Annotated in this window: 14 protein-coding genes; 11 read left to right on the top strand and 3 right to left on the bottom strand. The window is 48.1% G+C overall.

The window, feature by feature from the left end; genetic code table 11:
- The first annotated feature begins 1 nt into the window (after position 1).
- The 5 genes from rapA to ACFQ45_RS15615 all read left to right on the top strand — a co-directional run bounded on the left by rapA (position 2) and on the right by ACFQ45_RS15615 (position 7775).
- Complete coding sequence (rapA, locus tag ACFQ45_RS15635; RefSeq protein ID WP_377369362.1) at positions 2-2824, top strand: RNA polymerase-associated protein RapA; 2823 nt, start codon at positions 2-4, stop codon at positions 2822-2824.
- Positions 2825-2832: 8 nt separating this feature from the next.
- Positions 2833-3450 (top strand): RluA family pseudouridine synthase, encoded by a 618-nt coding sequence (locus tag ACFQ45_RS15630; RefSeq protein WP_377369361.1) that lies wholly within the window; start codon positions 2833-2835, stop codon positions 3448-3450.
- Between the two features lie 494 nt (positions 3451-3944).
- Entirely contained in the window at positions 3945-4673 is a 729-nt protein-coding gene (locus ACFQ45_RS15625; RefSeq protein WP_377369359.1) for a gluconate 2-dehydrogenase subunit 3 family protein, read from the top strand.
- Positions 4674-4685: 12 nt separating this feature from the next.
- Positions 4686-6455, top strand: coding sequence for a GMC family oxidoreductase (locus tag ACFQ45_RS15620; protein ID WP_377369357.1), 1770 nt, complete (start codon positions 4686-4688; stop codon positions 6453-6455).
- A gap of 6 nt (positions 6456-6461) precedes the next feature.
- Positions 6462-7775, top strand: a complete 1314-nt coding sequence (locus tag ACFQ45_RS15615; RefSeq protein WP_377369355.1) for a c-type cytochrome — start codon at positions 6462-6464, stop codon at positions 7773-7775.
- A gap of 79 nt (positions 7776-7854) precedes the next feature.
- Here ACFQ45_RS15615 and ACFQ45_RS15610 read toward each other — a convergent pair whose 3' ends face one another.
- Entirely contained in the window at positions 7855-8709 is an 855-nt protein-coding gene (locus ACFQ45_RS15610) for a histone deacetylase family protein (protein WP_377369353.1), read from the bottom strand.
- A gap of 110 nt (positions 8710-8819) precedes the next feature.
- Positions 8820-9914 (bottom strand): HD domain-containing phosphohydrolase, encoded by a 1095-nt coding sequence (locus ACFQ45_RS15605; RefSeq protein ID WP_377369351.1) that lies wholly within the window; start codon positions 9912-9914, stop codon positions 8820-8822.
- 120 nt (positions 9915-10034) lie between these two features.
- Between ACFQ45_RS15605 and ACFQ45_RS15600 the strand changes: the two genes are divergently transcribed.
- Together ACFQ45_RS15600 and ACFQ45_RS15595 are read left to right on the top strand one after the other, a co-directional pair.
- Positions 10035-10508, top strand: coding sequence for an EVE domain-containing protein (locus ACFQ45_RS15600; RefSeq protein ID WP_377369349.1), 474 nt, complete (start codon positions 10035-10037; stop codon positions 10506-10508).
- Positions 10509-10572: 64 nt separating this feature from the next.
- On the top strand, positions 10573-10857 hold the full coding sequence (locus ACFQ45_RS15595) for a hypothetical protein (RefSeq protein ID WP_377369347.1): 285 nt from the start codon (positions 10573-10575) through the stop codon (positions 10855-10857).
- A 1-nt stretch (position 10858) separates the two neighbouring features.
- On the opposite strand, the gene ACFQ45_RS15590 is transcribed toward ACFQ45_RS15595, so the two are convergent.
- Positions 10859-11551 carry a hypothetical protein gene (locus ACFQ45_RS15590; protein WP_377369345.1) on the bottom strand — a complete coding sequence of 231 codons (693 nt, stop codon included), beginning with the start codon at positions 11549-11551 and terminating at the stop codon, positions 10859-10861.
- A gap of 187 nt (positions 11552-11738) precedes the next feature.
- Between ACFQ45_RS15590 and miaB the strand changes: the two genes are divergently transcribed.
- The 4 genes from miaB to ACFQ45_RS15570 are packed head-to-tail and all read left to right on the top strand — an operon-like array spanning position 11739 to position 15501.
- The gene (miaB, locus tag ACFQ45_RS15585; RefSeq protein WP_377369343.1) at positions 11739-13097 is read left to right on the top strand and encodes a tRNA (N6-isopentenyl adenosine(37)-C2)-methylthiotransferase MiaB; all 1359 of its coding nucleotides are present in this window, start codon (positions 11739-11741) and stop codon (positions 13095-13097) included.
- 8 nt (positions 13098-13105) lie between these two features.
- A complete protein-coding gene (locus ACFQ45_RS15580) occupies positions 13106-14161 on the top strand; it encodes a PhoH family protein (RefSeq protein ID WP_377369341.1) in 1056 nt (351 codons plus the stop codon).
- A 20-nt stretch (positions 14162-14181) separates the two neighbouring features.
- Entirely contained in the window at positions 14182-14622 is a 441-nt protein-coding gene (gene ybeY / locus ACFQ45_RS15575) for an rRNA maturation RNase YbeY (protein ID WP_377369990.1), read from the top strand.
- A 12-nt stretch (positions 14623-14634) separates the two neighbouring features.
- Positions 14635-15501, top strand: a complete 867-nt coding sequence (locus ACFQ45_RS15570; protein WP_377369339.1) for an HlyC/CorC family transporter — start codon at positions 14635-14637, stop codon at positions 15499-15501.
- The last annotated feature ends 2 nt before the right edge of the window (positions 15502-15503 follow it).

Below are 15503 nucleotides of genomic sequence, written 5' to 3'. Positions count from 1 at the left end.
TATGTATCAAATCGGACAACGATGGAGCAGCCGTAACGAGCCAGATCTTGGCATCGGCATTATCACTGAAAAGCAACACAAATCCTTTGTCTTATTTTTCCCCGATGCGGAAGCCGAGCGTAACTATGCCAACTCTCAAACCAGCCTAGTTCGCCGTACTTTAACCAAAGGTGACCAGCTGTTTTTTGAAGGGGAAGCGTACCAAGTAGAGGATGTTCGTGAATACGATCTGCTGATGGAGTACTACATCGGTGACGAGTGGATCGACGAGTCGGAGATTGAGTTTCCTCGTAACGATAAAAACGAGTTGGACTCCATTCTCGCCCTATCCCCAGCTCGTCGTATGTGGTTCGACCTGCGCCGCAAAACCTTAGAATTTCAAGCCATACATTCTGCTAGCCCAGTCCGTGGCTTAATGGGATTAAAAGCAGAGCTTCTGCCACACCAAATTTACTTGGCACACGATATTGCCAACCGCCCTGCTGCCCGAGCTCTACTGTGTGATGAAGTAGGCATGGGTAAAACCCTTGAAGCGGGCTTGATTTTGCATCATCGAGTGCTAAACGGCCTTTCTCGCCGTGCCTTGATCCTGACACCAACCAACTTACAACACCAATGGTTGGTTGAAATGCTACGCCGTTTCCACCAACCTTTCTCCTTGATCAATGAGTCCGCTTATGAGGACTACATGGAAGGAGACGATAACCCATTTGATGACCAAGCCTTTGTCATCGCCCCAATCGACTGGGTCGCTTCAAACGGTAAAGCCGCTCAACATATGCTGGCGTCCGAATGGGATATGGTGATTGTGGACGAGGCTCACCACTTGTCATGGGACCCAGAAACACCCAGTATCGCTTATCAGCTAGTACAGCGTTTGGCAGAAGCCAGTGAGTCTTTATTACTACTCAGCGCCACCCCAGAACAAACCGGTGAGCTGGAGCACTTTTCACGCCTACAACTTCTGGACAAAGAGCACTACCACAGCTTTGAAGCCTACCAATCCCAGCAGGCCGAATTTAAACAAGCGGCGGAGTTAGCAGAGCAACTGCTACCATTTACGGAAGCAGACAACACCCTAGAGGCTTTAGACTGGAAAGCAGCCTTTGGCCAATACTTCACAGATGTGCAAGCAAAGGACTGGTTTGCAGAACTAGACAGCTCCGATAAAGCAGTCCAAAACCAAGCCGCTGTGGACGGGATAAACTGGTTAATCGACCGTCATGGCACAGGGCGTGAAGTATTCCGCAACACCCGTGCCGCCATTGGCGGTTTTCCTGAGCGTCATTTAAATACTTACCCACTGGCAAACAACGAATACTTTGAGTCAGCACAGCACCACGTATTGCCTGAATCTCAAGTAGATCATGGGCTATGGGAGCATGATCCCCGTTGGGAATGGCTAAAAGAATTCCTCGACACCGCACGTACCAAGGTATTGGTCATTTGTCATACCGCCGATATGGCTCGCTGGTTGAATGACCAACTCACCTTTGCAGGCTTTATCAGTGCTGACTTCCACGAGCAAATGCCTTTGATTCACCGGGATCGCGCAGCGGCCTACTTTGCTGACCCAGAAGGCGCACAAGTATTGGTATGTTCTGAAATCGGCAGTGAAGGCCGTAACTTCCAGTTTAGTCATAACTTAGTCATGTATGACCTGCCGGAGCACCCTGATCTTCTTGAACAGCGCATCGGCCGTCTTGACCGCCTTGGTCAGCGCAATACTGTTGAAATCCACGTCCCTTACTTGGAAAACAGCGTGCAAGAGCGTCTGTGCCATTGGTATCACAAGGCACTGAATGCGTTTAACCGTACCACTGGCGTGGGCGACAAGGTTAACGCATCCTTCAAAGAACCCCTTCAAGCGTACCTGCTTGGGAATGATGACGATGAAGCCCTATTGGACGAAGCCAAGGTCTACCACGAAGCCTTGTTAAAACAGATGGAAGAAGGTCGTAATCGCTTACTGGAAATGACCTCTTGCCGCCCAGGGGAAGCTAAAGTTTTGATCGATAAAATCAATGAACAAGCGACCCATGGCCTCCATGACTACATAGATCAAGTCACCCACGCCTTTAATATTCATGCAGAGTGCATCAACGACACCCCAGAGCAAGCTGCGTGGTTCCTTCGACCTTCCACTGACATGATGCTGGAAGCTCTCCCTGGCATTGAAGAAGAAGGCAAAATGCTCATGCTGGATCGCCGTCAGGCCAGCCAACGTGAAGACGTGGCCTTTGCCACCTGGGAACACCCGCTAATCACCATGCTAATGGATGAAGTGCAAGGCTTTGACTCAGGCAAACTGACCTCTGCGATCTTACCTATTGCTGCTCTGCCAGAAGGTACAGTATTGGTTGAGAGTATGTTTGTCATCGAAACCAGTGGACACCCTCGCTTGAAACTGGCCCAAACACTGCCAATGACGCCCATTTGGCAGCTTTCCGATGCGAACGGTAAGTTCCTACATAACCAATTCACCGCAGACAAATGGGCGGAGAAACTGAAAGGCGTGCCGAATCGCGTGGCAGAACAATGGATTGCTGCATTACGCAGCCAATTGCTGGATATTTTGCAAGCTCACCAGCTCAATGCACAGGATCAAGCACGTCCAACGGTCCATGCAGCCAAAGAAGCGTACCAACGTAAATGGCAAGGGGAAATCGACCGTTTGAGAGAGCTACAACAGCAAAATAGCGCCATTAAGGACGAACAAATTGAGCTGTTTGAAAGCTACTTATCAGAAGGCTTAGGACGCATAGACGAGCACCAAGTTCGCTTGGATGGGATTCGCATCATACTCACCACGAAACCTGGGTAGCGCCCCACGTGCTGGATATTTTATACGAAGATGATTGGCTGGTAGTGATCAACAAACCAGCCAACAGTTTGTCCGTCCCTGGTCGTGGGCCGGACAAATTTGACTCCATCCTAACAAGGGCTCAAAGCCACTATGGGGAAGCGCATCCAATCCATCGATTGGACTGCGCCACCTCAGGTTTAATCCTGATTGCAAGGACCTTAGAGTGCCAGAAGCGCATGTACGCCCAGTTTCGAGAGCGTCATGTGCAAAAGGAATACCGGGCAACCGTACGCGGCGAAATAATGGGCAAGTCAGGTGAAGTACGAAAACCCTTGCGCTGTGATTGGGATCGTCGCCCAAGACAAATGATCTGCACCCAGTGGGGTAAAGACGCCCTCACTAAATGGCAACCAGTTTGGATTGAAAACGGTCAAACTCATGTCAGCTTAACCCCAGTGACAGGGCGCTCCCATCAACTTCGAGTGCACATGCAAAGCCTTGGACACTCCATCGTTGGAGATGAGTTCTACGATCCAGAGAAACAAGACGGAGATACGCGTCTTTTACTCCATGCCTACCGTATCGAGTTTTATCACCCCTTTACCGGCGCCTGGGTCAAATTCGTCGCCCCCTGCCCCTTTTAATACCGCGCAAACAATGACATCAAGAGTCATAGTTTGCGCGACCCCCAACCTATCCCACACCCACCTTTCTACAACACAAATCCAAAGCGCCTTAGCGAGGCAGTCTAATTAAATCTCATCAGGACAAATCCGTGACAACAAATGCATTTGAGAACTATTTTCATGTTCTTTTTTGACACAAAATAGATCATTAAATGATACAAAATAAATCTCAAACAGAAACAATGTGCACAGAATAAATAACAATAAATTCATAATGTTAGAGATTAATTGAAATTTTACGTTTCATCTTTTGATCAATATCAATACAAATTTATGATTGATAAAATCAACATCTGAATCACACATTCAAACAAACCGTTCACTCGCACACCCATAGCGTCGTAGTTGCACTATTTATTACCCACATACCAGTCAGTGGGCGCAATCCTGCAATGTACTGACAATGGGTAGGCCTATTTCATCATTAGCCAGAATTTTGAAAGGATTGCTTTATGAACAGAAGACAAGTGCTCAAACTGTTCGGGCAGGCTACCGCTTCCCTTGCCGTAGCGCCTCACATTAGCGCCAAAGAGCTACATGGTTTCCCTCACGAAACCGCTCTTACCGAAGACCACCTTCCCAACCCTGCACAAACCGGTCGCTTTCGGGTGTTAACCAAGCAGGTTGATCGGGACACCCTATCCGCCGTTTATGACCGTCTTATCCCGGCGGATGAGTATGGTCCGTCTGCGACGGAAGCGGGATGTCTAGAATTCATTGACGATCAATTAGCAGGGGATTACGGCAGCGGTAAAGCCCTATATCTAGAAGGCCCAATGGATCGCGAAAACGAAATAAAGCTTCTTGGGAAGCCACAATTTCTTGCCACGCCTAAAGAGCGCTACCTAACGGGTTTAACAGCGTTAGAAGCTTATTCTCAAAAGCACTATAAGGTTGCCTTCGCGGCCCTTTCTCCTGATCAAGTCGACGAGTTCTTGCTTGCCTTAGAAGCAGACACTATTGACCTAGGGAAGGACATCGATGGCGCCGCATTGTTTGAACTCATGCTGCAAAACGCCCGAGAAGGCTACCTCGCCGACCCCATTTATGGTGGCAACAAAGACATGGCCGGCTGGAAGATGATTGGCTTTCCAGGTGCCCGCTACGACTACCGACCTTACCTTGCCCGCCGAGGGGAAGCATTGAACCTTATCCCAGTCAGCTTGATTCCAAACGATTAACGGAGACTTAACATGACAATAGAACGCAAAAAAGTCGACGCCGTAATCTGTGGCTTAGGATGGGCAGGCTCTGTGATCGCGGAAGAACTTACCCGAGCAGGACTAAATGTACTTGCCATTGAACGTGGTGCTTGGCGAGACACGTCAACGGACTTTCCTCCTGCAGTCGATCCTGATGAATTACGTTGGCAAACACGCCGCTCAATGACTCAGCCAATGAGCGTTGAAACCACGACCTTCCGAAACCGCCCCGATCAAAAGGCGGCACCCGTTCGAGATTGGAACGCTTACCAGTTTGGCTGGAACGTTGGCGGTGCAGGGACTCACTGGGCTGGCATGGCATGGCGATTCAACCCTTGGGACTTTGAAGTCCGCAGCAAGACCATTGAACGCTATGGCGTCGAAAAGACCGAAGGCTTACAACTGCAAGACTGGGGGGTTACCTACGAAGAGATGGAACCCTACTACGATCGTTTTGAACGTATTGCAGGTATTTCTGGCAAAGCGGGCCACCTTAATGGTGAAAAGATCACAGGCGGCAACGTCTTTGAAGGTGCTCGTACACGGGACTACCCTACTCCACCCTTAGAAGACACCCACTGGATGAGCAAGTACCGTAAAGTGGTTACGGACATGGGCTACCATCCATTTACCATTCCAGCTGGCAATTTATCCCAAGCTTACGTAAACCCTCTTGGTATCACCATGGGCCCTTGTACCTACTGTGGTTTCTGTGACTTTCATGGGTGTGGTAACTTTTCCAAATCTTCCCCCCAAGCCTGTATCTTGCCGGCCCTTATGCGCCGCGACAACTTCTCCGTCTTGACCGAGACAGAAGTTTTGCATGCAGTTAAAGACGAAGATGGTCAGACCGTAAAAGGCGTTAACTTTGTCACTAAAGAAGGCAAACTAGGTTTCCAGCCTGCAGACATTGTTATCTTTACCGCCTACCAAATGGATAACGTGCGCCTGATGCTGTTATCCGGAGTGGGCAAGCCTTATAACCCTGCTACGGGTGAAGGCACCATTGGTCGTAACTACAGCTACCAAACCTGTTCATCGGTTACCGGCTTCTTTGATAACGAAAACATGAACCCCTTTATCGGTGCTGGAGCACTGGGTGTTCAGATTGACGACTTCAACGCTGACAACTTCGACCACAGTGATCTGGACTTCATTGGTGGCGCAGGCATCATGGCTTTTAACACCAATGGTCGTCCGATTCAAAACGCTGGTAACGTGCGCCCAGGCACACGTCGTTGGGGCACAGAATGGAAAAAAGCCTATGCCCGCGACTACCAAAACGCCGCTTCAATCTTTTGTCAGGGGACTTCCATGCCCCACAAAGACGCTTATCTAGACCTCGATCCAGAATATAAGGACCGTCACGGTCAGCCGCTATTACGAGTCACTTTTGATTGGAATGAAAACGATCAGAAAATGGCCAAATATGCGACAGACAAAGCCATCGACATCATGAAGCGCGCAGGTGCCGTCGATATCATGGTAGACAACCAAGCAGAAGAAAGCTGGAACCCATATAAACAGCACAGTTCCCACACTATCGGTGGTGCTGTCATGGGAGCGGACCCAAGTACATCTGCTCTAAACCCTTACTTGCAAAGTTGGGATGCCCACAACTTGTTTGTCGTGGGCGCTTCTGCCTTCCCTAACAATGGTGGCTTTAACCCAACGCTGACGGTAGGTGCTCTTGCGGTCCGGGCTGCGCGCGCGATCCACGAGACCTACATTCACAATCCTGGTCCAATGGTTAAGGGGTAAACAACCATGACTCAAACAAAACGCACTATTTTAAAAGTCTTTATTGGGCTAGTTGTGATTGTGGCGGTCGTCGCGGGCGTTCGCCTATGGCAAACACTGGACACATCCAGATCGAATGCTGCGAACGATTCGGTCACCTTGTCGCAGTTTAAAAGCGATGACTTAGAGGCCATCAAACGTGGTCAGTATGTTATGCGCTTGGGGGACTGCTCTGCTTGCCACACCTCTGGTAACGGCTACATGGCTGGGGGCTATGAAGTGAAAACGCCTTTTGGCTCACTTTACAGCTCTAATATCACACCCGATCCAGAAGTAGGCATCGGCAATATGACAGAGCGAGATTTCTTTAACGCTGTGCGTCAAGGTCAAGGCTCCCACGGATTCCTATACCCAGCAATGCCTTACACGGCCTATGTTAATTTCACCGATCAAGACATGCATGACTTATGGGCATACTTCTCTACTGTGGCACCCGTAAACCATGATATCGATGAAACCCAAGACATGCCCTTCCCATTCAATGTTCGTCTGTCTCTGGCGGGTTGGAACATGCTCTTCTTTGACAATGAAGGGATAGAACCCGACCCTCAGCAAAGTGACGAATGGAATCGAGGCCAGTACATTGTCGATGGGGGCGGTCACTGTTCTGCCTGCCATGGTCCTCGCAATTTCTTAGGCGCTGAGATATCCAGTCTGTACATGCAAGGTGGCAACCTCGGTGAATGGTACGCACCAGACATAACTTCCAACCCACATCAGGGTATTGGTGATATGTCTAAAGAGCAGATCATGAGTTACCTAAAAACTGGCACTGACGGTATTGCGGTCGCTTCTGGTCCAATGGCAGAAGCCATTGAACACTCCACCCAATACTTCACAGAGGAAGACTTAGGTGCCATTGCAACCTACTTAAAGAGCATCCCTGCTTCTGAAGAGAAGGCACCTCATCCAGCATTACCTGTGACTGAAAAAATGACACTGAGCTACGAAGTAAACTGCTCTGCCTGTCACGGGCTAGAGGGTGAAGGGATTCAAGGTATGGCCCCTGCTTTTACCAACAACAATGTGATCCGAGCAGATGATCCGACAAACTTGATTCATGCCATGCTGAAAGGGGTTCGAGCAGCTCATACTGAGACCGTTCAAACTGCTGCGGGCATGCCTTCTTTCGCTTGGAAAATGAACGACCAACAGGTAGCTGACATATTGAACTATGTGCGTAATTCTTGGGGCAACACTGCCATTGAGGTGACTGCAGACCAAGTTGGAAGCATGCGTGAAAGTTTAGGTGCGCGACAAAAACTGACAGAAGCCAATTAGGCAACTGATCAGCGCCAGCACCAAAGCCCTGCCGCTGCCCTCGGCAGGGCTTTTTTTGAATTTTGGCACCTTTTAGGTGCTATGAAGCAAAACGCTCCAACCAAATAGTGTGGGCGGCTTGATGCACTAAACTATGACGTGCCGCCACGACACTATGATCATGGTCATACCCACCCCCAATGACACAAGCGACGGAAGCTCCCGAATTCAAAGCATGTTCGATCACATATCGATCTCGAGCCAAAATCCCAGCATCCGTTAAACGCACATACCCAAGGCGATCGTCCTTATGAACATCCACCCCTGCATCGTAAAACACAAAATCCGGCTGGTATTCGGCTAATAGTGCAGGGACATGTTGAGCTAATATGGCCAGATACTCCTCATCTTCCGCGTGCTTAGGGATCGGAATATTAATACCACTGAGTTGTTTCTCTAGGGGGTAGTTTTCTTCACAATGGAAAGACACGGGAATGACGTGAGAACTATCGTTAAAAAATGCCGTTGTGCCATCTCCCTGATGCACATCACAATCGATGATCATCACCTTTTTAGCCCTTCCGGTATGAATCAGATCTATTGCCGCAACTGCTAAATCATTAAAAATACAAAAGCCTGAACCATGATCCGGAAACGCATGGTGGGTGCCACCTGCCAAATGACAAGCAAGCCCATGCTCTAACGCCAAGTGAGCCGTGAGCATGGTGCCAGATACGGCCCGCAAGGTACGTTCCACCAGCCAATCACTCCAGGGTAACCCTATGTCTTTCTCTTCTTGTACGGTCAGTTGACCACGGATAAAACGCTGCACATAGTCCCCAGTATGGGCGCGCATTAGGGCTTCAAGGGACAAGGGAGCGGGTTGATGACAGTTATCTTGTGTCAAAATCCCTAAGCACGAAAGATGCTCCGCCAGCAAGCCAAATTTCGGCATGGGGAATCTGTGTCTATCTGGAAACGGGATACTGTAATTGGGGTGGTATACAAGAGGTAGTTTCAAAACAGCCTAAAGGTCAATCGATAGTGGAAAGGGATACCTTAACGTTATCGACGCTTAGCAACCAGTAGTTTTCGTACCGCACGATTGAAAGCATCCACCAGATGAGGGGGGACGCCTTTGCCACTTTCAGAGTTCACTTTTTGAATGGCGCGCATGGCGCTTTTTTTATACTCATCCCCTGACTTTCCCCACACCACGTCAATAAATTGAACAGCCATGGACAAGATAAAAGCCCCTTGAGGGATCATGCCACCCACTAGACCTTCGGGATAGCCCGAACCGTCAAACCGCTCACGGTATGCACTGACCATTTCAATGGCGGATTCCCAACCATCATGTTTACTGAGTAACTGTGCACCTACCATTGGGTGATTACGCTCGGCCCGTTCCCTGGCTTCGTCGTCGTCCTTACACTTTAGGATCATGGCCATGCCCATATTATGCATGTAGGACGCCGCCGCCAACTGTGCTCGATCAACCGGCGTGGCGCATTCTGAGTTAATCAGTTGGCAAAGTTTGAGAATACGCTCACCCCGCTCTGGAGAATAACCAAGCAGCTTATTCAACCGAGCACTAAACTGTTGAAACTGTTCGATATCAAGCTTTTGAGTGTCTGTATATTCCACTCGAACAATCAGATCTTCCTCAGGCGCTTCTTGTGCCACATGCTCGCTGTCCAACTCGCTCAACAATTCATCCGCTAAGCGTCGGCGCTGGGCTTGGTCTTCTTGTTCGTAAATTCGGTCTAGGTAGGTTTGTAATACGGTTAGCAGCTTGCTGTCAGCACCGTGGTGTTGATGAAGTTGATTTAACAATACAAGCACTTGGTCCAGCACCGTATTAATCAATTCACCAAAAATGGAATCATAACCAATATAGCCCCCGCGCATGCCATCAACGATCTCTTCCAATCGATGTAGAGCACCCACAAGAGGATCTAGGAAACAGACAGAGCAGTTCCCTTTCATACTATGTAACGAGCGAAATAAGGTGTCTAGCTTCTCATGGGAGAAACCAGCTTCCTCTATGTCGTTAATGATCGCTTCGATTTCTTGCTGAGCTTCGAGATAACATTCTAACAAATCATCTTTCAATTCTTTGTCTAACGCCGAGAACTCTTTGCAAGCAAACTGTTCCATATGATCGTTCCAACAGCTTCCACTTCGGTATTAAAGTGCTTATAGGGAGTAATTGTAGTTACAATATACGCCAGTATGAACAATGCGAATGTATATTTCTGCAACAAAACGTGAGGCGATATGGCTGTTTGGCTAATGAAATCTGAGCCCGATGAGTTCTCCATCGATGATCTAAAACGGTTAGGTAAGGCAAACTGGGACGGTGTACGTAACTATCAAGCTCGAAACTTTATGCGCGACATGTCCTTGGGAGATCAAATTTTGTTTTACCACTCGAGCTGTAAGGTGCCGGGGATCGTTGGTACCTCTAGAGTGAGTAAAACCGCCCACCCGGATCCCTCTTGCTGGGATGAAAGCAGCCCATACTATGATGCAAAGTCCACCGAATCTTCCCCCCGCTGGGATCAAGTTGAGCTCACTTATGAAAGTAAGTTCACATTCCCAATCACCTTGAGTGCCATGAAAAACATGGCTGGCCTTGAGGGTTTCAGCTTAATTCAAAAAGGCAGCCGCCTAAGTGTGATGCCCGTAGCGCAAAACTACCTAGACGTTTTAGGAGAAAATAGCTCACATTTTAAACAGACTCCTGCTTGACCTTCTGACCTCGCACCTATAAGTTAGCGACCAACAATACATTATTTCACAAGGATTGTGTTTTATGTCAGGACGACTCTTACCCATATTGGGTGGGTGCGTGTTGCTGCACTTATGGACTCCCGTGCACGCAAGCGACCTTCCCTACCCAGAAAGCCATAACTTTTCCCTAAAGGACAGTGATTTTGACGGTGTATTAGACGCCCAAGATGAATGTCCAAACACGCCTATAGGCATCAAAGTAGATAAGCGAGGCTGCCCTATTGAACCAGAGAGTTCCCAGCCAAACGGACAGTCAAAGGAAAGGGACATGTCTGTCTTAGAAATTAAAGTACCTAATCGACTCTAAATTAGTGGTAGCTACGTTCTCTTTGCTTGAAACTCATACCACGGTCAAAGTAGTAGCGTAGCGCCAATCCCATATAAGGAAAGATATCCGCGTTACCACCTCGCAACACAACCCCAAGAGCTAGGTGTTGGCGATATTTTTGGGGTTGCACAAAAGATTCTAAACGCCACCCTTCGGTAGAATCATAACGTTCCCGGAACAAAGCCAGCTTTTGTCCCTCACTTGGATACCAAATAAGACCCGCCCTAAGAGAAGTGGTTGCCCTAAAGTCATCATCAAATTTGGCGTAATCCCAGGAAAAAGTCACATCTTTTACATAGAGCGCTGCTGTACCGCGAACCACTTGTACCTGCTCAGTTTCATAAGCTCCTGACTTAGATTTCAACTGCAATGTACCCAGTCCAGCGCCAATACGTCCCTCTTTGACCCGGATAAACCCCATACCATTAAATTCTGATACAGCAAAATCCCCCAAATCAGGATCACCAAAGACATAGTTACTGTCTAAGTTAATTTGGCTGGATAAAAAGGATGTCATAGGAATATTCACAGTAAAATCTAAGTTAAATAACTCAACGTCAATCCCCTTGCCGCCTCCCAAGCCTATTTCAAAGTTAGGCAGTTCACGTTCTGCCAGTAACTCTCCTGAGAAGCCCACACAACAGAGCAACGCTGACGTTTTCAAAAATTTCATCTGCTATCCATTTCATAAACTAAGCTTTAAATGATAAGGGTTTTGAAGCCATGCGTCATCGCACAAATACTATGTTGTATAGAATTCACGCACAGAGACTCAGGCACCTATGGGAATCAGGGCAAAACCCCAATATAATGTGCGCCAAAGTCATCTGACTCATTTTTTATTAGGTTTACATTTTTACATGGCGAAAAAACTCTTTATCCAAACACACGGCTGCCAAATGAACGAGTACGACTCTTCACGAATGGCAGATCTACTTGGCGATTCCCACGAAATGGAACTCACAGACAACGCTGAAGAAGCGGATGTTCTGCTATTAAACACCTGTTCCATTCGTGAAAAAGCACAAGATAAGGTGTATCACCAACTGGGTCGCTGGAAAAAGCTAAAAGAGAAGAACCCGAACCTCAAGATCGGTGTTGGTGGCTGCGTTGCATCTCAAGAAGGAGATAATATTCGCAAGCGCGCCAAGCACGTAGATATGATTTTCGGTCCTCAAACACTACATAAGCTACCAGAAATGGTGGATGCGGCCGCTAACGCTATTCCTATTACGGATGTCACCTTCCCAGAAATCGAAAAGTTTGACCATTTACCCGCCCCGAAAGTGGACGGTGCAGAGGCATTCGTTTCTGTCATGGAAGGTTGCAGCAAATACTGTACTTTTTGTGTTGTACCTTATACCCGTGGCGAGGAAGTCAGCCGTCATTTTGAAGACATTCTAAAAGAAGTCGCTCAATTGGCTGAGCAAGGCGTGCGTGAGATCCACCTTCTAGGTCAAAACGTTAACGCCTACCGAGGTGAAAACGCCGCCGGTGAGGAAATGGACCTGGCGGATGTGATTCATGCAGTGGCTCGCGTTGCGGGAGTCGAGCGCATTCGCTTCACTACCTCCCACCCAGTGGAGTTCACCGACAGCTTGATCGAAGCCTTCCGCACCGAACCTAAGTTAGTCAGCCATTTGCACTTACCGGTTCAAAGCGGCTCCAACGCAGTGTTGGCTAATATGAAGCGCGGCCATGATCGTCAATACTACATTGACAAAATCAACCGTATCAAAGCTGCGCGCCCTGGCATTAGCTTGTCTTCGGACTTCATCATTGGCTTCCCTGGGGAAACAGAAGAAGACTTCGTCGACACCATGAATCTGATTCAAGAAATTGGCTTCGATCACTCTTTCAGTTTTGTTTACAGTCAGCGCCCAGGTACTCCTGCGGCTCAACTGGATGACACCACACCAGAAGATGTGAAAAAAGAACGCCTTGCCATCTTGCAGCGTCGTATTGTGCAACAAACCTACGACATCAGTTTAAGCATGGTTGGCAACATTGAACGTATTCTTGTAAGCGGCTACTCCCCCCGTGACCCAGGTAAACTTCAAGGGCGTACAGAGAATAACCGTATCGTAAACTTTCAAGCGGATGACCCACAATTAATCGGTAAATTTGCCGATGTGGTCATTACCGACGCATACCCTAACTCCTTGGTCGGCGAATTTGTCGGATCAGAGTTGGATGCAGATTTCGAATTAACTAAATAAGGTCAATCTTGGACACCACATCAACAACTTCTCAACAATTCCGTTTAGAGCCAGCTGACGCCAATGCGTTAGCGGCTCTATGTGGTCAATTTGACGACCACTTAAAGCAAATCGAGCAACGCTTAGATGTCACGATTCAACACCGTGGCGAGCTATTTGAAGTCTCCAGTGAAGACAGCGAGCACGTGGCAGCAACTAAAGTCTTGATTGAAAGCATCTATCGTGAAGCGCTCGCCCAAAAAGAAATCACCAAAGAAGCGATTCACTTATACCTGCAAGAGTCAGCGATCGAGTCCTTATCAAAAGGTAAGACAGATCGTGATCAGGTTGTGGTTAAAACGCGCAAGGCTTACATCAAGCCAAAGGGCAAAAACCAGCAAAACTATGTCCAGCAGATTCGTAAACACGACATCAACTTTGGTATCGGGCCAGCCGGGACAGGTAAAACCTATTTAGCTGTTGCCTGTGCCGTAGAAGCCCTAGAAGCAGATCGAGTAGAACGCATCATGCTGGTTCGCCCTGCCGTGGAAGCCGGTGAAAAGCTTGGCTTCCTGCCAGGGGACCTGTCTCAAAAAATCGACCCATATTTACGACCACTGTACGATGCCTTGTACGAGATGCTGGGATTTGAACTGGTTGATAAGTTAATCGAGAAAAACGTGATCGAGATTGCCCCTCTGGCATTCATGCGTGGCCGTACTCTGAATAACTCATTCATCATTCTTGATGAGAGCCAAAACACCACTCGCGAGCAGATGAAAATGTTCTTAACTCGTATTGGTTTTGGCTCCACTGCCGTGATTACTGGTGACCGTACCCAGGTAGACTTACCCCGTGGCACCAATTCAGGCCTAGCTCATGCGATGCATGTTTTGAACAATGTGAATGGCATCAGCATGACTCAATTTGCCGCATCAGACGTGGTTCGCCACCCATTGGTACAGCGAATCGTCGAAGCTTATGACAAATTCGATGAGCAGCAAGACGCAGAACGCAAAGAGCGCGATGCACAACGCAAAGCTGAACGTGAAGCAGAGCAATCGTCTAATGAAGGTAACTCCTAGTGGCTGAGCTAGACCTAGACATGCAAAATGCCTGTGAGCAGCTTGATGGCCTTCCAAGTGACGAGGCGTTTTTCACTTGGGCCAAGGCAGCTATGCCTGATCATGGCAACTTCGAAATGACCATTCGTTTAGTCGATGAAGCAGAAAGCCAAACCCTTAATCACGAATACCGTGGCAAGGATAAACCGACCAACGTTTTATCATTCCCATTTGAAGTACCCGATGGCATCGAACTCCCCTTGCTGGGAGATTTAGTGATCTGTCGTCAAGTTGTTGAACGGGAAGCCGTTGAGCAACAAAAGCCCTTAGCCCACCATTGGGCACATATGGTCGTTCATGGCGTGTTGCATTTGCGCGGCTATGATCATATAAAGGATGATGAAGCAGAGGAAATGGAGGCACTTGAAACTCAAATCTTGGCCACCATGTCTATCCCTGACCCCTATTTTGTTAATGAGTGAGTTTCTCCCACTATGAGCGAAGACCGATCGGGAAGTTCGAGCGATCAACAGAAATCTTGGTTTGAACGTTTAGCGCAAGCCTTCCACGATGAGCCCCGTAGCCGTGAAGACATTATTGAACTTCTGCAAACGGCTGTTAAATCCGAAGTCATCGACCGCGATGCTTTTTCTATTGCTGAGGGCGCCTTAGAGGTGTCTGAAGTACAAGCTCGCGACATTATGATTCCCCCATCTCAGATGGTGGTGATCAAATCCGAAGACGACCCAAAAACTTCCATTCGAAAAGTCATCGACTCTTCCCACTCCCGTTTTCCGGTGGTCGGTGAAGATTCTGATGAAATTTTGGGAGTATTACTGGCGAAAGATCTGCTGCCTTTATTGTTTAAAGACGGCGATGTGACCCTTGAAGACATACTAGATCGTTTACGTCCTGCGAACTTCATCCCTGAAAGTAAACGCCTAAATGTTCTGCTCAATGATTTCAGAACTAAGCGCTACCATATGGCCATCGTACTCGATGAATACGGTAGTGTGTCTGGCCTTGTGACCATCGAAGATGTATTGGAACAGATCGTTGGTGAAATCGAAGACGAGACGGATCGTCTAGAAAACGAAGACATCCAAGCGACTGAGCAACAAGGTATCTTCCTAGTACCGGCCTTGGTTTCCGTGGAAGACTTCAATGAATTCTTTAGCACTAATATTAGTGAAGAAGAATTCGACACCATCGGCGGCATCATCGTCCAGCAGTTTGGTCACGTACCTACCCGAGGCGAGGAAATGACCTATGAAGGCTTCCATTTCAACGTTGTGAAGTCTGATGGACGCCGGGTTAAAACCCTACAAGTGACCAAAGTTAGCGAAGAAGACACCATTTAGTC

The organism is Rhodanobacter aciditrophus (assembly GCF_042679525.1).
Lineage (GTDB): Bacteria > Pseudomonadota > Gammaproteobacteria > Pseudomonadales > Marinomonadaceae > Marinomonas > Marinomonas aciditrophus.
Note: the sequence above shows the minus strand (reverse complement) of the source record. Positions and strands in the feature narration are given on the sequence as shown.